This is a genomic window from Sedimentitalea todarodis, from assembly GCF_032595355.1.
Taxonomy (GTDB): Bacteria; Pseudomonadota; Alphaproteobacteria; order Rhodobacterales; family Rhodobacteraceae; genus Sedimentitalea; species Sedimentitalea todarodis.
The window spans coordinates 389806-406925 of record NZ_JASMWN010000003.1 but is presented as its reverse complement, the minus strand read 5'-3'; the positions used below and the strand labels follow the sequence as shown (position 1 = coordinate 406925).

Here is a 17120-nt window from a genome sequence, read left to right as displayed (position 1 = left end):
GACGACAGCAGGCGAGGCAAGGACAAGGTCATGACGGTCGCGGATATCATCATCGAGAATGGCAATCTGATCACCTTCGGCGGTGGTACGGGACGGGCCGAGGCCATAGCGCTGGCGGGCGGGCATATCCTCGCGGTAGGCACCAACGCTGCGGTTCGTGAAACCAAAGGGCCCGACACGCGGGTGATCGACGCGCAGAACGGTACCGTCCTGCCGGGGTTCATCGAAAGCCACATCCATCTGTTTTCCGGCGGTCTGGAATTGGGGATGCTGGACCTGTCCACCAGCCACGATCCCGCAACCGTTACGGCCAAGGTGCAGGAATACGCCGCGCAGCAACCGGATGCGCCAGTGCTCTATGCGATCGGGGCGCATTACGACCTGCTGGGAGCCGGGCGCTCTATCGACCGGCACGGACTTGACCGGGTAATCGCCGACCGGCCCTTTGCCGTTATGGCGGCGGACCATCACACCCTGTGGGCCAATACCCGCGCGCTCGCACTGGCGGGCATCCTTCAGGGAGGAAACGTGCCCGAGGGCAGCGAGATCGTGATGGGCGAAGATGGGCTGGCGACGGGCGAATTGCTCGAATCCGGCGCCTATGAATACGTATTGGCCGAGACCGCATCCGGTGGCCGCGACCTGTTGGGCATGACCACCGGCAACGATCCCGTGCCGCCTGCAACCGCAGGGCAGCGCGCGGCGGACAAGGCATGTCTGCGCGCCGGGTTGCAGCATCTGGCGAAAACCGGCGTCACCACGTTTCACAATATGGACGGCAATTTCTATCAGCTTGAATTGCTTTCCGAGATCGAGGCCGAGGGCGACTTGCTGTGCCGGGGCCAGATCCCGTTCCATCTCAAGAATTACGACCCGATCGACCGGCTCAACGAGGCGGACGAGATGCGCCGCCGCTATGACACGGACTGGCTCTGGTCCGGGCGGCTGAAACTCTTCCATGACGGAGTGGTGGAATCCGGGACAGCCGCAATGCTACGGCCCTATCCAAACTGGCCCGACAGCACAGGTGCTCCGTTGTTTGAGCCGGATCAATTCAACGAAATCTGCGTGCGCGCGGATGCAATGGGCTTGCAGATCTGTGTCCATGCCATCGGCGATGCCGCCGTGCGCGGTACGCTGGATGGCTATGCTGCCGCCCGTGCGGCAAACGGATCTCGCGACGGCCGCCACCGGATCGAACATATCGAGGTGCTGCATCCCGACGATCTGCCCCGGCTGCGGGAACTGGACGTGGTTGCCTCGGTTCAACCCCTGCATGCGCCTTGGGGTGGGCTGTTTCCACCCCCGGCAGAAGGGCAAATCCTGCACGAAGATCAAAAGCCGCTGTCCTATGCCTGTCAGACCATTCGGGAAACCGGCGTACCGATGATCTTTTCCAGCGACTGGCCTGTGGTCCCGGTCGAGGTGCTGCCGTCAATCGGAGCAGCGGTTGCGCCAATGTCGTTGGGCGGAAACTGGACCGATCAACGCCAGAGCCTGCATGATGCGCTGGAAAGCTATACCGCCATGGGGGCCTATGCCGAATTCAACGAGAGCAAGAAGGGCGGCCTTGTACCCGGCATGTTTGCCGATCTGGTGATCCTGTCCGGTGATCTGGACAAGGTTGCTCCGGAAGATGTCGGATCAACGTCGGTGCGGCTCACGATCTGCGGCGGACGCGTGACCTATGATGCCGACGCGAACTGGGACGCGCGCCAAGGCCAGTTTTGACGATTAATTCTGGCAGCAGGAGCATGAAACCTGCAATGCGTGAATTGCAGGGAGAGGATGGCCATGGATGAACCGCATGTACTGATCGCCGGTGGCGGGATTGGCGGGCTGGCGCTCGCCCTGACGCTGCATCAGATCGGGGTGAAGGCGACGGTGTTCGAAGCATCGCGTGAAATGCGCCCGCTTGGCGTTGGCATCAACCTGCAACCGAACGCGGTGCGCGAATTGCTGGACCTTGGACTCACAACCGACGATCTGGACAAGGTTGGTCTGCCTGCGCGGGAATGGGCGCTCGTCGGTCTGAATGGCAATGATATCTATGCCGAGCCGCGCGGACTTGAGGCGGGATATGCCTGGCCGCAATATGCCATGCATCGCGGCCGGTTCCACTTGCTGCTCTTTGAAACGGTCTTGGGCCGGCTGGGCGCGGATGCGGTACAATTGGGTCGGCGTGTTACGGGTTTCGAGCAACATTCTGACGGTCGCGTTACTGCGCTGATCGAGAGCGCCGAGGGTAAGTCGTTGCGCGAAACAGGCACCTTGCTGATCGGGGCGGATGGCATCCATTCCGCGATTCGCGCACAGATGTATCCGGACCAGCCGCCGATTCACTGGGGGGGTGCGCTGATGTGGCGGGGCACGACGCAAATGCGCCCGATCCGCACCGGATCGTCCTTTGTCGGTTTGGGAACGCACCGGCATCGGATGGTGATCTACCCGATCTCGCACCCGGACAGCAAAGGCCGCGTCACCGTCAACTGGATTGCGGAACAGACGATGGACCCCTCTCACGGTTGGGAAAAGAGCGGCTGGTTCCGACCGGTCAAAATCGAGAGCTTTGCGCATGAATTCGAGGCGTTCCGCTATGATTGGCTGGATGTGCCGGCGATGCTGGGTGCTGCGGATATTGCCTATGAGAACCCGATGATCGACCGCGATCCGATCCCGACCTGGGTGGATGGGCCGGTGGCTCTGATGGGGGATGCGGCGCATGCGATGTATCCGACCGGGTCCAACGGGGCGAGCCAGGCGATTGTCGATGCGCGCGTCCTGGGGAAATCGATGATCACCCACGGCGTTACGCCCGCCGCTCTTGCAGCCTATGACGACGAACTCTGCGGGCCGGTGTCACAGTTGATCCTGCGCAATCGCGGGGCAGGGCCTTTCGGTCTTCTTGATCTGGTGGATGAACGCTGTGGCGGTGAATTCGATGACATCGACGCCGTGATCCCGCCCGAGGAGCGGGCCGAGTTCATGGTCGGATACAAGCGCGCCGCCGGATTTGCCATCGAGCATCTGAACGCCGCGCCTCCGACGATTGCGATCGGGGCAAAGGTGGCCACGGCGTCCTGATCCGCGCCAGTACTTCAGAGTAAAGATCGCTGCGGTGATGTCCGGGCGGCAGGAGTCACAGGTCACGCGCGTTCGCTGTGCCTTGCTGTCCGCGAAGCGGAAGCTCCTCTTTTTGTTCGCGGGTTTGCGGCAAGTGGAGTCGAAGTCGTCTGCCCAGATATCAACTAACCGGCTGCAGCGTATTGATCGATGTTGGATTTCCCTCATTCACGAAACATGGAATCAGCACATCTCTCGCACTTGTCCGCCCTCGCGCAGTCGCAACGACTGGCGTTGATCCGCTTGCGGATGCGGCGCTATCCGGATCAGGTGGCATCGGGTGAGTTGGCGCAAGCGCTTGACCTCAAGTCGAGCACATTGTCAGGATATCTTGCGACGCTAGTAAGAAGAGGTTTGCTTGCACTGGACCGGTCGATGACAGTGTTGTTTCAGACAAGGAGATGTTGGTGTGACGGTTTATGCGATCAATGGCCTTGGCCGGATGGGCAAGCTGGCGCTGCGTCCGCTGTTGGAGCGCGGTGCACAGATCGCCTGGATCAACGATGCGACAGGCGATGCGGAGATGCACGCTCATTTGCTTGAATTTGACACGGTGCATGGACGCTGGCCCGCCACTTTTGATTTTGAGTCTGACAGGGTGATGATCAACGGGACAGGCTTGCCTTTTGTCGGCACGTCGGACCTGCAGGCGCTGCCTCTGGACGGGGTCGATGTCGTGATCGACTGTACCGGCACATTCAAGACAGAGGCGGCGCTCGCGCCTTACTTTGCAGCGGGCGTCAAGAAGGTCGTGGTCTCCGCCCCGGTCAAGGATGGGCCGACGGCCAATATCGTCTATGGCGTCAACAATGACAGCTATGATCCCGCCGTGCATCACATTGTCACCGCCGCCAGTTGCACCACGAACTGCATCGCGCCGGTGGTCAAGGTCATCCACGAAGCCATCGGAATCCGGCACGGCTCTTTCACCACGATCCATGACGTCACCAATACCCAGACCATCGTGGACCGCCCCGCAAATGACCTGCGCCGCGCCCGGTCGGCACTGAACTCATTGATTCCTACCACGACAGGAAGCGCATCTGCGATCATGTTGATCTACCCGGAATTGCAGGGGCGATTGAACGGCCATGCGGTTCGGGTGCCGGTGTTGAATGCCTCGCTGACCGACTGTGTGTTCGAAATGGAGCGAGAGACGTCGGTAGAAGAGGTGAACGCCTTGTTCAAGGCAGCCTCCAAAGGCGCACTCAAGGGTATCCTGGGCTATGAAGAGCGCCCGCTGGTCTCCGCGGATTACACCAACGACGCCCGTTCCACGGTCATCGACGCGCCGTCGACCATGGTGGTCAATGGCACGCAACTCAAACTCTATGCCTGGTACGACAATGAAGTGGGGTATGCGCATCGGCTGGTGGATGTGGCGATGATGGTCGGGGCGGTCGTGTGAGCATACGCCGCGACGGCCTGTCTGCCTACATCGTGGTGACGGCGGCCTATTGGGCTTTCATGCTGACCGACGGTGCGCTGCGGATGCTGGTGTTGCTGCATTTTCACACGCTGGGTTTCTCGCCGGTGCAGCTGGCCTATCTCTTTGTGCTTTATGAAATCGCGGGCATGGTGACCAACCTGTCGGCGGGTTGGATCGCCGCGCGGTTCGGACTCGCCACAACGCTGAATGTGGGGTTGGCGTTGCAGGTCGTGGCCTTGCTGGCGTTGGCGCAACTTGATCCCGGCTGGGCGATTGGTGCATCGGTTGCCTATGTGATGATGGTGCAGGGGGCGTCGGGCGTGGCCAAGGATCTGGCCAAGATGTCGTCGAAATCTGCGGTCAAGATTCTGGCCCCAACCGAGGACGGCGGGCTGTTCCGATGGGTGGCGCTGTTGACCGGCTCCAAGAACGCGGTCAAGGGTGTGGGCTTCTTGCTGGGCACGGTCCTGCTGGCGACCTTGGGTTTCTTCGGTTCGCTTCTCGCGATGGCGGCGGTGCTGGCGGCGATCCTGCTGGCGGTTGTGATCGCGATGCCGCCGGGCCTGCCTGCGGGACGCAAGTGCACGAAATTCTCCGAGGTATTCTCCAGATCGGCCAATGTGAACTGGCTTTCGGCGGCGCGGGTGTTCCTGTTTGGCGCACGCGATGTCTGGTTCGTCGTCGGTGTCCCGATCTACTTCCTCGCGGTGTTGTCAGATGGAACCCAGGCAGGGGACCGCGCGGCCTTCTTCATGATCGGCGCCTTCATGGCAGTCTGGATCATCCTTTACGGTGCGATCCAGGCCGTGGCGCCACATATCCTGAACGCCGCTAACCGGAGTGAGGCCGATCTCATCGGTGCCGCACGGCACTGGGCGCTGAGGCTCTGTATTGTTCCGGCAACCCTGGCGATCCTGGTGGTGCTGGCGGGTGAGGCCGCTGTCTGGCTGACCATCGCCCTTGTTGCGGGGCTGCTGATTTTTGGGGGTCTCTTCGCGGTGAACTCTTCATTGCACTCCTATCTGATCCTCGCCTTTGCGCGATCCGAGCGGGTGACGATGGATGTTGGGTTCTACTACATGGCCAATGCGGGCGGACGTCTGATCGGCACGGTGCTTTCTGGCCTGACCTATCAATTGGGCGGATTGGGTTCGTGTCTGGCAACGGCGGCCGTACTGATTGCGTTCAGCGCGCTGGCTGCCGGGAAACTCAACCCGCACGCGTCAGAAGATGCTGTTGCATGAGCTTTTGAAATGTAGCTGAGTGTCCGGTTCGCCTTGGGCCGCGCTGACGACCGGGGTCGATGTTCTGGTCGACATGCCGGTGATGTTGTCGCCGGTGACGTTTGCAAACCGGACCCGCGACACGTTCCCCCAGGGGAAATGTGACGGCGGGTTCTTTGCGGAAACTCTATCCGCCACGTGGATCAAGCAACTTTGCAAGCACACTGTCGCCGCTGATCTGGCCTATGATCTCGCCGTCCAGTGTCACGCCGACGGGACGCCCGGTTTCGAGGACCTGGGTCATCACGTCCTGGATCATCATATCCGGCGCGACGCAATCCACCGGGGCGGTCGACCCCACCGGTTCCATCACGTCCCGCGCGCAGAGCACGCCAAGCGGGTTCATGTGGGCCACGAAATCGGCAACATAGTCATTGGCAGGAGCCGAGAAAATCTCTTGCGGGGTGCCGCATTGCACGATGCGTCCGCCTTCCATGATGGCAATGCGATTGCCCAGCTTGAAGGCCTCGTCAAGATCGTGGCTGACAAAGATGATGGTGCGGCGCAGTTCCTTTTGCAAATCGAGCAATTCGTCCTGAAGCCGGGCGCGGATCAGCGGATCGAGCGCCGAGAACGGTTCGTCCATCAACAGGATCGGCGCGTCGGTGGCAAAGGCACGGGCGAGGCCAACACGCTGCTGCATGCCGCCCGACAGTTCGCCAACCTTGCGATCGGCCCAGTCCGAAAGGCCAACCAGCGCCAATTGCTGATCGACCTTGGCCAACCGGTCGGTGCGGGGCATTCCGGACAGTTCGAGCCCGAGGCCGACATTCTCGCGCACGCTGCGCCATGGCAGCAGGCCGAACTGTTGAAACACCATGGCGATCTGGTTCTGACGGATACGGCGCAGCGTCGTGGCGTCGGCACTGGTGACGTTGACCATGCCCGCGCCGTCATTGACGCTCACCGACCCACGCACCACCGGGTTCAGCCCGTTGACGGCCCGCAAGAGCGTGGATTTGCCCGAGCCAGACAGGCCCATCAGTACGAGAATTTCACCTTCCTGCACGGTCAGGGTGCAATCATGCACCCCCAAGACCTGACCCGTGGCGGATTGAATCTCGCTCCGCTCCTGCATCGCGTCCATCAACGGCAGTGCTTGCTCCGGCTTGTTGCCAAACACGATCGAGACGTTGTCGATGGCGACGGCGGCGGTGGGTTGATCAACCATCCTCTAGCGCTCCATCCGCAACATCCGGTCCAGCATGATTGCCAGCACCACGATGATGAACCCGCTCTCAAAGCCAAGCGCGATATTCACGGTGTTGATTGCCCGCAGGACCGGAACACCCAGACCGTCGGCACCGACAAGCGCCGCAATGACAACCATCGACAGCGACAGCATGATGGTCTGGTTCAGCCCGGCCATGATCTGCGGCAACGCATAGGGCAGTTCGACCTTGATCAGCGTCTGTCGGTTGGTCGCGCCGAAGGCTTGCGCCGCCTCAAGCAGCGGTTGCGGGGTCGAGGACACGCCCAGATGGGTCAACCGGATCGGCGCGGGCAGAACGAAAATCACCGTGGCGATCAGGCCCGGCACCATGCCGATACCAAAGAACACGATGGCGGGGATCAGATAGACAAACGTGGGCAGTGTCTGCATCAGGTCAAGCACCGGACGCATCGCGCGGTAGAGCCGCGGCCGGTGCGCCGCCGCGATCCCCAGCGGCACCCCAAGCGCCATGCAGAACACGCAGGCCGACAGGACCAGTGTCAGGCTTTCGGTGGTTTCTTCCCAATATCCCTGGTTGAGGATGAACAGGAACCCGATCGCGACGAACAGACAGGTTTTCCAACTGCGTTGAAACAGCCACGTGAGACCGACAAAGACCGCGATCACAACCAGTGGGTGCGGTGTTTGCAAAACCCAGAGGATGCCATCGATCAGCCCCTCCATCAGCGCCGAGAGCGCGTCAAAGAACCAAGCAAAGTTGTCCTGTAGCCAGAGAAAGAAGGCCTCGGCCCCATCGCCGATAGGGATCTTGCTGTTGGTCAACCAATCCATGGATGCTCCGTATCAGTCGCAGGGGCCGGGCACCGGATCAGTTCAAGAGGACCTTGCTGGCCTGTTCAAAGGCGTCATCGTCGCCCTCGACATCCTTGACGCCAACCAGCCATGTTTTCAACGTCTCCGGGTTCTTTTCAATCCACTCCGCCGCCGCCTCTGCCGGGTCTTTTCCATCGTCAAGGATTGCGCCCATGATTTCGTTTTCCATGGCCAGCGTGAACTCCAGGTTCATCAACAGCTTGCCGATATTCGGGCATTCCTCGACGTAACCGGCGCGGGTATTGGTAAAGACGGTCGCGCCGCCCAGATTGGGGCCAAAGAAATCGTCACCGCCGGTCAGGTAGGTCAGATCGAAGTTGGCATTCATCGGATGCGGCTCCCATCCAAGAAACACGATCGGCTCGCCCCGGCGGTCGGCACGTGCGGCCTGCGCCAGCATGCCCTGTTCGGAGCTTTCCTTGACTTCAAAGTCCGTCAGGCCAAAGGCACCCTGTTCGATCATGTCGAGGATCAGGCGGTTGCCGTCATTGCCCGGCTCGATGCCGTAGATGGTGTTCTCCAGCGCTTCGCCCTGCGCGGCGATGGTGTCAAACGAGGTGATACCCAGGTCGGCCCCGACCTTGTTGGTGGTCAGCGTGTATTTCGCGCCTTCCAGATTGGCGCGCACGGTGTCGACGGTGCCGGCCTCGCGATAGGCAGCGATATCGCCTTCCATCGTGGGCATCCAGTTGCCGAGGAACACATCGATATCGCCAGCGGCCATCGAGGTGTAGGTCACGGGCACGGACAGTACCTTGATATCGGTTTCGTATCCAAGCGCCTCCAGCACGACGGTTGTGGCGGCCGTCGTCGCGGTGATATCGGTCCAGCCGACATCGGAGAACGTGACCGAGGTGCATTCGGCGCTGGCAGTGGTTGCGGCAGCGGCAAGCGCAATCGCGGAAACAAATGTCTTGTTCATGGTGTGAAGTCTCCCTGTTTTTTCCGATTGATGCGCTCTGGTGGCAAAAATTGCAACCGCGCAGCGCGCTCAGCGTTGTTTTGCGTAGCGTTGTTCCTCTTCGAAGTAGGCGTCAAACCCGATCCGCGTTTTCAGTTCGCCAAAGGGCATCAGCGCGTCGGGCGAAGGGGTGCCGGTCTTGAAGGCGTCGAGCGTCTGCATCATGGCCCGCATGGAGGCCGCAAGCAACGTGAGGGGGTAGGCGGCGATCTTGAATCCGATGGCCTCAAGCTCGGACGGCGTCAGGGCCGGGGTCATGCCGCCTTCGACAATGTTGGCCATTTTGGGACCGTCAAGTTCGTCACAGACGCGGCGCATTTCGGCTTCGTCACGCGGCGCTTCGACAAAGAGGATGTCGGCTCCCAGACGGCGGAACTCACGTGCACGTTCAATCGCCTCGTCCAGGCCATGATCATGGCGGGCGTCGGTGCGGGCGAGGATCAGGATATCATGCCCTTGGGCGCGGGCGTCGGCTGCGGCGCGGATGCGTTCGTAGGCCTCATCGCGCGCGACCACGCTTTTGCCCGCGGTATGACCACAGCGTTTCGGGGCGACCTGATCTTCGATCATGACTGCGGCAAAACCGGCCTGCGCAAATCCTGCAACGGTGCGTTTGACGTTGAGGGCGTTGCCATAACCGGTATCACCGTCGCCAATGACCGGTATCGACACTGCGTTACAGATGTTGCGCCCCTGATCCAGCACCTCGCCATAAGACATGAGCCCGGTATCGGGCAAGCCCAGACGCGCGGCGGCAGTGGCAAACCCCGACATGAACGTCAGCGGAAACCCCGCCTGTTCTATGAGTTTGGCCGAAAGCGGATCAAAACAGCACGGCATGGTGATGAGGCCGGGTTCGGCCAGCAGCGCGCGCAGTTTGTCAGGTTGGGATTGGGGCATGTCAGGCATCACAATTTGAATGGAATATAAAGGGCGAGGTCGGGCCAAAGATATAGCAACACGACCATCAGCAGCATCAGCGCCAGAAACGGCAGGGTGCCGCGCGACACGTCAGAGAGGCTGGACCGGGTGACGGATTGGATCACATACAGGTTGAGACCGACCGGCGGCGTGATCAGGGCGCATTCGACCATGATCACCATGTATATGCCGAACCAGATCGGATCGAACCCCATGCCCATGGCGGCGGGCAGCAGGACCGGCGTCATGATCAGCACCATCGACAGCGCCTCGAACACCAGCCCCATGACCAGAAGCACAACCGAAACCAGCAGGATCAGCCCGACAGGCGTGGCGATGTTCTCGGAGATCATCACCGAGATTTCCTGCGGGATGCGAAAGAGCGTGATGGCTTTGCCAAAGATCTTTGCGCCGGCGATGATCAGCAGGATCGCAACCGTCGTGGCCATCGAGGCCATCATTGCCTCCCACAGCTTTGCCCAGCTGAGCGAGCGCAGGATGACACCGGTGATCAACAGCGACATGGCAAACCCGATGGCCGCGGCCTCGGTCGGAGTGAATGCGCCCGAGTAGATGCCGCCGAGGATGACGGTGGCGAGTGCAATGGAAGGCAGCGCACGCAAAGAGGCGCTTCGCCGTTCGCTCCAGCTTGCGGCGGGGACAGGGGTATAATCCTGCAGGAAACGGGCAGAGAATATCGAGTAGACAATGAAGAGCGCAATCAGGCCAAGGCCGGGGCCGATGCCCGCCATGAACAGCGCGATCACCGATTCTTCGGTGACAAATCCATAGATGATCAGCGGGATCGAGGGCGGGATCAGGATGCCAAGGGTGCCGCCTGCGGCAAGCAAGCCATACACGAACCGCTTGTTGTACCCGCGCGAGATCATTTCGGGGGCAGCAACCGTGCCGATGGTGGCGGCGGTCGCGACCGAGCTGCCGGAAATCGCCGCGAAGATGCCGCAAGACAGGATCGTCGCCACTGCCAGTCCACCGGGCCAGTGTCCGACCCACGCCTGGACGGCGGCAAAAAGATCGCGCCCGACCCCGCCCTTGAGCAACACGTTGGACATCAGGAGGAACAATGGCACCGCGAGCAGGATGAAACCGTCCATCGTGGACAGGATCGCCTGTGGCGCCATCAGCGGCGAAAACCCACCCACGACGAGCAGGCCAAGTCCGAGCGCCCCTAGCGAAAAGGCCACGGGCACCCCGACGAGCAGCAGGCCAAAGAGGGCGACGAGGATCAGGGCAACCGTCATTCCTCGGCACCGGCTGCAGAAGGTACGTCACCCTGCCAGGCACGCCAGAGGCAGGTCAGACAGGACAGGATCAGCAGCAGAAAGCCAATGGGAACCGAGGCTTCAGGCAACCAGGCGGGCAGGTCAAGCATGGTGCCCGTGGTGCGCCCGCGCTCAAAACTATCAAGGAAGATGTCATAGCCATAGATCAGGACAACAATCGAAAAGCACAGGATGACCAGCAAGGACAGGACTTCTGCCATCTGACGCAGGCGCGGCGGCATCTGTGCAGTCACGGCGGTGACCCGGATATGTCGACCATTGCTGAGCGCCCAGCCCATGGCAACGGGGCAGGCCCAGATCAGGCAAAGCTGGCTGAGTTCCGCAGCCCAGATCGTCGGCGCATTGAAGAAATAGCGCGCGACAACCTCATAGGTCAGCAGAACACCCGTCAGGGTCAGAAGCCCTGCTGCCAGCCACGCCATGCCGGTTTCGATCGCATTGACGATGCGCATGTCAGCTTGTCCTCGGGAAAGCTCCGCCCTGCGGTGACCGCAGGGCGGGGCGCGCTCAGAAGTTCCGGGCGGCGTCCAGCATCGCCTTGCCGGCATCGCCTGTCTTGGCAAGGAAGGCGTCATAGACAGGTTGCGAGACCTCTTGCCACTGCGCCAGTTCTTCGGCGGTCGGTGTGTAGATGGTCATCCCGTTTTCTTCGGCGGCGGCATAGGCGTTGGCCTCGATCGATGTCATTTCATCACGCACAGCGTTCTCGGCGTTGACCGCAGCCGCTGCAATGATGTCGCGGTGCTCTGCCGGCAGGCCATTCCACCAGTCGGTATTGGTCACGACAATGAACTCGATATCGGCGTGGTTGGAGACCGTGATGGTGTCCATCACTTCCCAGAGCGAGCGGGACTGAACCCCCGAAACGCCGGTCATGCCGATATCGACGGTGCCGCGCTGGTAAGCGAGGTATTGTTCAGAGCCCGAGATAATTGTCGGCGCACCACCTGCGGCTTCGCTGAAGTCACCGAGTGTCTTGCCAAAGACGCGGACCTTTTTGCCTTGCATGTCCGCTGGGGTCGCGATGGGGCCACCATTGGACAGCATGATCGCGCCGCCATAGGCCTGCCACCACAGAACGGTCGACCCGGTGTCCTTGATCGCCTCGTCGATCGGGCCGCGCACCGGGCTGTCGGGCGCGACGGCCTTGCGGACCTTGTCTTCGGTGTCAAAGAGGAATGGTTGATAAAAGATATCCACCATCGAGATATCGCCCACATAGCGCGTCAGCGACGCGACGCCAGCCTCGATGGCACCCGAGCCGACGGCCTGGGGCACTTCCTTGTCCTTGTAGAGCTGGGCGCTGTCATAGATTTCGACGGTGATATCGCCGTTTGACTTTGCCTCGACCTCTTCCTTGAACATCAGCAGATTCTGGCCCAAATGGCTCTTGAGCGGCAATTGCAGCGAGATGCGCATGGTGGTTTCGGCGGCTTGCAGTGTCACTGAACTGGCCGCAAGCATGGCTGCCGAGGCTAGCCCGGTTACTAATTTATTCATGGTTTCCTCCCTAGATCGTGCGATAGTTTTTGCCGAACAGGGGCCGGATTACAAGCAGTTTGCAGCCGGTTGTTAACGTGCCGGATGAAGTTGAGCCGGGTCGCGCGCACCGACCTATGGCACAGTACGACCCGCCAGGCTGTCTGGGGTCAGGCAACAGGGCGCCGAAGAGCGGCTGACCCCATTCGAAATTATTCCGCGCGATATCAGGGACGGCGCGAGACAGAAGAGCCCGTGTGGGATCGAACAGCGTCTGCGGGCGATCCAACGGTCGCGCTGCTGACGCCTGGGAATCGCAGGCCGACCTTTCCCAAGATGCGTTTCTGGCTTGTAGGATGAGGCTGACGCCAGGATGCGTCGCCTGATCTCCAGCTCCGCGAACGCGTTTCGTCGCATACCTGCCATACCGGGCCGATCGAACTGGGCAATCCGAAGTTGAGGCCGTGTCCAAATGGTGGGGCGAGGCGTGAAAGGCCGCATTGGACAGTCTGCCGGGTTTCCGGCTTTGGCGCCGGTGGTGCACGCCATGTTGTGACATTTGGTTTCGCTTCGACAAAAAACGTCCTAGGTTGGGGCTTGAAAGGATTGCGCCGTGCAGGACACCCCGTTGGACACAGATTCGCTGATCGCATGCCCGGTCTGTGATGCGTTGCATCATGTAACGGACGTGCCCGATAACACACGGGCGCGCTGCCACCGATGCCACGAAGTGCTGTTTGCGCCCAAGCCCGACGCGATGACACGGGTGGTAATGCTCGCCTGGACTGCTTTGATCCTGATGATCACGGCGGTGTTCTTTCCGTTTCTGGATCTGAGCGCGGGCGGATTTGAGCAGCACAGTTCGATAATGGATGCGATCACCGCCTTTTCGGATGGGTTGCTGTTGCCGCTCTCCTTTGCTGTCGCCGCGCTGATCGTGGTGCTGCCCGCCCTGCGACTGATCGCGATCCTTTATGCTGTCGGGCCAATGATGATCGGGTACGTACCGGCGCGCCATGCGACCGCCGCCTTTCGCTTTGCACAGATGTTGAGGCCGTGGTCTATGGCAGAGATCTTCATCGTTGGCGTTGCGGTTGCGTTGGTCAAGGTCGGGGGGCTGGCGACGGTCGCGGTGGGACCGGCCTTTTGGGCGTTTGTTGCGCTGGTCGTCGTGACGACTCTGAATGATACGGTAATGTGCAGGTTGACGATTTGGAAAACGCTCGAAGACCGAACGCGGTCCTGACCGCGCGCCAAGCGGGCCTTGTTGCCTGCACCACCTGTTGCAAGGTGCATCCCTCGGCGGACGCCCGATGCCGGCGTTGCGGATCGGTGCTGCGCAGCCGCGACGTGACCAGCCTTCAGCGGGTCTGGGCGTGGTGGGCGGCGGGGCTGATCATGTATGTCCCGGCAAATGTCTACCCGATGCTGCGCACGGCAACGCTGGGTCACGAAACCCAGAACACAATTGTCGGCGGCGTGATGGAGCTCATTGCGCACCATGCCTACGGCGTCGCCCTGATCGTGTTCGTCGCCTCGGTCATCATTCCAGTTGGCAAGTTCATCGCGATTGCCTTTCTCGCGCTCAGCATCAACCGCGCGTCGATCCTGAGTGCGCACGCGCGTCTGCGCCTCTACGAGGTGGTGGAGTTCATTGGACGCTGGTCGATGCTGGATGTTTTTGTCGTCGCCATCCTGTCGGCCCTTGTACAATTTCAGTTTGTGGCCAATGTGCATCCGGGGATCGCTGCGGTATCATTTGCCTTGTCGGTTGCATTCACGATGCTTTCTGCGCAAAGCTTCGATCCCCGACTGATTTGGGACGCGGATGAGGCCGATCCATCATGAGTGACGAACCGATCCCAGCCGATATGGACGTGAGCCCGCCGTCGCGGTCACCTTTGCGCAACCTGTCGGTGATCTGGATTGTGCCTGTTCTGGCGCTGATCATTTCGCTGCTGGTGGCGTGGAAGGCCTATTCCGATCGCGGCGTTCTGATCGAAATCACGTTCGAGAATGCAGCTGGTATCAAGGCCGGGGAAACCACGCTGCGATATCGGGAAGTGACGGTTGGCCTGGTCGAGAAGGTCGGATTTTCGCCGGATCTCAAGACGGTTGAGGTTTCGGTGCGGATCCAAAAGGAAATCGCCCCGTTCATGAACGAGACGGCGCAATTCTGGGTGGTGCGCCCCGAGGTGTCCGCAGAAGGAGTTTCGGGCCTCTCAACAGTGCTGAGTGGCGTCTATATTGACGGCAGCTGGGAGAACACCGACGGGCCGGCGATTAAGATCTTCGTCGGGCGCGAGAGCCGCCCCCTGATCGATGTCAACGAAAAAGGAACACGGGTGACCCTGCGGGTGTCGGAAGGCAAGACGATTTCTGGCGGCGTGCCGGTGTTCTACCGGGGTATTCGGGTTGGGCGCACGGAAGCCCCGCGCCTGAACAGCACCGGTTCAGCCGTGTTGGTAGATGCGCTGATCGAAGCGCCATATGACAGATACCTGACAACCGCGACCCGGTTCTGGGACATCTCGGGCTTTGCAGTGTCGCTTGGGGCCGGGGGCATCAAGCTGGATGTGGGGAGTTTCGCGGCACTTATCAGTGGCGGCGTATCGTTCAACACCTTCTTTTCCGGCGGTGCGCCGGTCGATGGCGGACGGGTGTACGAGCTATATTCCGATGAAGACACGGCCCGAGAGAACGCGTTTTCCCGTGTCTCGACCAAGTCGGTCATGGTTGCGACGATCTTTGATCAGGGGGTATCGGGCCTGTCAGCAGGAGCGGCCCTGAACTTCAAGGGGCTGAAGATCGGCGAAGTCGCGACCCTGTCTGCCTTTGTGAGTGAAGACGATGAAACGCCGCAGGTGCGCCAGCTGGTTACACTCAAGATCGACCCCGATCTGATGGGCCTGCCCGAAGGATCCACCTCGGAGGATGCGCTCGACTTTCTGACGTTTTCAGTAGAGAGCGGGGTCCGGGCGCGGCTGAACAAGGCGAGCCTCTTGACCTCGGCGCTGATCGTGGAACTGGTCGAGATCAAGGATGCGCCACCGGCCCAGTTTGACCGCAATGCCGAACCATATCCGATGCTGCCCAGTGTCGAAACGGACCTTCCCGATCTGAATGCCACGATGGAAGGCATGATGAAGCGGGTCAACGGGCTGAAGATCGAGGAACTGATTCAGCGGGCGACGAGCATGATGGCGAGCATCGAAGCGATTGCGACCAGCGAAAAGGTCCGCGCCGCGCCGGGCGAAATTGTCGGTCTGGTCGAAGACGCCCGCAAACTGGTTGCAAGCGACGCCATGAAAGCGTTGCCAGGTGATTTGCGTGGCACGCTTGAGGAACTGCGCACGACCATCGCCAATGCCAACGCAGAAAATCTGGTGGAGCAATTGGTTGCAACGCTGAAACGGGCAGAAGAAGCGGCGGACAGCCTGTACTCGGCTGCTGACCAGGCACCAGCAGTCATCGAGGAATTGCGCAAGGTCGCAGTCAAGGTGGAGGCATTGAAGGCGGAAGAGCTGGTCGATGCGACCACCGACCTGATGCGCAGCGCCAATGCGCTGATTGACAGCGAGGGCGCGCGTGACTTGCCCCCCGCGCTGACCGCCGCATTGGATGAGATACGCAGGTTGCTGGCTGATTTGCGTGAGGGTGAAGCCGTCGAGAACGTCAACGCCGCCTTGGTTTCGGCCAAGGATGCCGCCGGATCGGTAGAAACAGCCGTCGCGGGCCTGCCAGCTATCGCCAAGCGTCTGGAAGGGGTTGTAACCCAATCCGAACAGCTGATCGCAACCTATGGCGCGCGTTCGGATTTCAACGCCGAAACCCTGGCGATGTTGCGCGAAATTCGCACGACTGCACGCAGCATTGCGGCGCTCGTCCGTACGCTGGAACGCAGCCCCAATTCAATTCTTTTTGGAAAGTGATGCCATGACCGTATTCAGCCGTTTGGTATTGTGTCTGGCGATTGCTCCGCTGCTCGGGGCCTGTGGCGACAATGCCGCCCGTTACCTGCTGGACGCGCCATCCCCGGCGCAGAAGGTGGGCGTGCGGGTCAGAACGATCGAAGTGCGCGATGTGGCGTTGCCGGATTATGCATCGGCCTCGGAAATCATGGTGCAGGACGAGGCCGGCGCGCTGCATCCGGTGCCCAAGGCGATCTGGGCGGATGATCCGGTACGGGGCATTTCCCTGTTGCTGGCGCACAACCTGGATGCGGCCTCGACCGCCACCGCAATGACGGAACCCTGGCCGCTGGATCAGCCCCCGGATGCGCGGGTGGATGTGCGGGTCGAGCGGATGATTGCGCAATTTGACGATCAGTTCCGCCTGAGCGGACAATATGCCATTGCGTCTCCGGACCTGATCGTGCGCGAACGCATCGAGCGGTTCGATATCTTGCGGCCGATGGCGGATCAGTCGCCCGCCGCCGTGGCGAGCGCGACAAGTTCGGCCTTGCTGGCGTTGTCCGAGCAGATCGCGTCGAAGTTGCGATAACGCAATCCATTCGTTCGCCGTAGGAGTTAGGCAGACTACCCGTAGCACCAACAATTCTCCGCGCGGACAC

Annotated in this window: 16 protein-coding genes; 9 read left to right on the top strand and 7 right to left on the bottom strand. The window is 60.9% G+C overall.

Annotated features, from left to right (window positions below):
- Positions 1 to 30: 30 nt before the first annotated feature.
- From QO231_RS06735 to arsJ, 5 genes are all read left to right on the top strand, one after another.
- Entirely contained in the window at positions 31 to 1731 is a 1701-nt protein-coding gene (locus QO231_RS06735; RefSeq protein WP_316774536.1) for an amidohydrolase, read from the top strand.
- Between the two features lie 63 nt (positions 1732 to 1794).
- On the top strand, positions 1795 to 3084 hold the full coding sequence (locus QO231_RS06730) for a flavin-dependent oxidoreductase (protein ID WP_316774535.1): 1290 nt from the start codon (positions 1795 to 1797) through the stop codon (positions 3082 to 3084).
- Positions 3085 to 3273: 189 nt separating this feature from the next.
- Complete coding sequence (locus QO231_RS26095) at positions 3274 to 3666, top strand: helix-turn-helix domain-containing protein (RefSeq protein WP_394356578.1); 393 nt, start codon at positions 3274 to 3276, stop codon at positions 3664 to 3666.
- Positions 3548 to 4531, top strand: coding sequence for an ArsJ-associated glyceraldehyde-3-phosphate dehydrogenase (locus QO231_RS06725; RefSeq protein ID WP_394356580.1), 984 nt, complete (start codon positions 3548 to 3550; stop codon positions 4529 to 4531). Before QO231_RS26095 ends, QO231_RS06725 begins: the two co-directional genes overlap by 119 nt.
- A complete protein-coding gene (gene arsJ, locus QO231_RS06720; RefSeq protein ID WP_316774532.1) occupies positions 4528 to 5796 on the top strand; it encodes an organoarsenical effux MFS transporter ArsJ in 1269 nt (422 codons plus the stop codon). The genes QO231_RS06725 and arsJ overlap by 4 nt, the downstream gene beginning before the upstream one ends.
- A gap of 166 nt (positions 5797 to 5962) precedes the next feature.
- Here the strand turns inward: arsJ and choV are convergent, their stop codons facing one another.
- The 7 genes from choV to dctP form a co-directional block, all read right to left on the bottom strand.
- Positions 5963 to 7006 (bottom strand): choline ABC transporter ATP-binding protein, encoded by a 1044-nt coding sequence (gene choV, locus QO231_RS06715; RefSeq protein WP_316774530.1) that lies wholly within the window; start codon positions 7004 to 7006, stop codon positions 5963 to 5965.
- A gap of 3 nt (positions 7007 to 7009) precedes the next feature.
- The gene (gene choW, locus QO231_RS06710) at positions 7010 to 7840 is read right to left on the bottom strand and encodes a choline ABC transporter permease subunit (RefSeq protein WP_316774528.1); all 831 of its coding nucleotides are present in this window, start codon (positions 7838 to 7840) and stop codon (positions 7010 to 7012) included.
- A gap of 37 nt (positions 7841 to 7877) precedes the next feature.
- Complete coding sequence (choX, locus tag QO231_RS06705) at positions 7878 to 8804, bottom strand: choline ABC transporter substrate-binding protein (protein ID WP_316774526.1); 927 nt, start codon at positions 8802 to 8804, stop codon at positions 7878 to 7880.
- A 69-nt stretch (positions 8805 to 8873) separates the two neighbouring features.
- Complete coding sequence (locus QO231_RS06700) at positions 8874 to 9743, bottom strand: isocitrate lyase/PEP mutase family protein (protein ID WP_316774525.1); 870 nt, start codon at positions 9741 to 9743, stop codon at positions 8874 to 8876.
- Positions 9744 to 9751: 8 nt separating this feature from the next.
- Entirely contained in the window at positions 9752 to 11026 is a 1275-nt protein-coding gene (locus QO231_RS06695; protein ID WP_316774523.1) for a TRAP transporter large permease, read from the bottom strand.
- Complete coding sequence (locus QO231_RS06690; RefSeq protein ID WP_316774521.1) at positions 11023 to 11520, bottom strand: TRAP transporter small permease; 498 nt, start codon at positions 11518 to 11520, stop codon at positions 11023 to 11025. The genes QO231_RS06695 and QO231_RS06690 overlap by 4 nt, the downstream gene beginning before the upstream one ends.
- Before the next feature lie 55 nt (positions 11521 to 11575).
- Entirely contained in the window at positions 11576 to 12568 is a 993-nt protein-coding gene (gene dctP / locus QO231_RS06685) for a TRAP transporter substrate-binding protein DctP (RefSeq protein WP_316774519.1), read from the bottom strand.
- 607 nt (positions 12569 to 13175) lie between these two features.
- Here dctP and QO231_RS06680 point away from each other — a divergent pair.
- The 4 genes from QO231_RS06680 (at position 13176) to QO231_RS06665 (ending at position 17050) form a co-directional block, all read left to right on the top strand.
- Complete coding sequence (locus QO231_RS06680) at positions 13176 to 13793, top strand: paraquat-inducible protein A (protein ID WP_316774516.1); 618 nt, start codon at positions 13176 to 13178, stop codon at positions 13791 to 13793.
- 104 nt (positions 13794 to 13897) lie between these two features.
- Positions 13898 to 14395, top strand: a complete 498-nt coding sequence (locus tag QO231_RS06675; protein WP_394356577.1) for a paraquat-inducible protein A — start codon at positions 13898 to 13900, stop codon at positions 14393 to 14395.
- Positions 14392 to 16479, top strand: coding sequence for a PqiB family protein (locus tag QO231_RS06670; protein WP_316774510.1), 2088 nt, complete (start codon positions 14392 to 14394; stop codon positions 16477 to 16479). The genes QO231_RS06675 and QO231_RS06670 overlap by 4 nt, the downstream gene beginning before the upstream one ends.
- A 4-nt stretch (positions 16480 to 16483) precedes the next feature.
- On the top strand, positions 16484 to 17050 hold the full coding sequence (locus tag QO231_RS06665) for a PqiC family protein (RefSeq protein WP_316774509.1): 567 nt from the start codon (positions 16484 to 16486) through the stop codon (positions 17048 to 17050).
- Positions 17051 to 17120 lie beyond the last annotated feature (70 nt).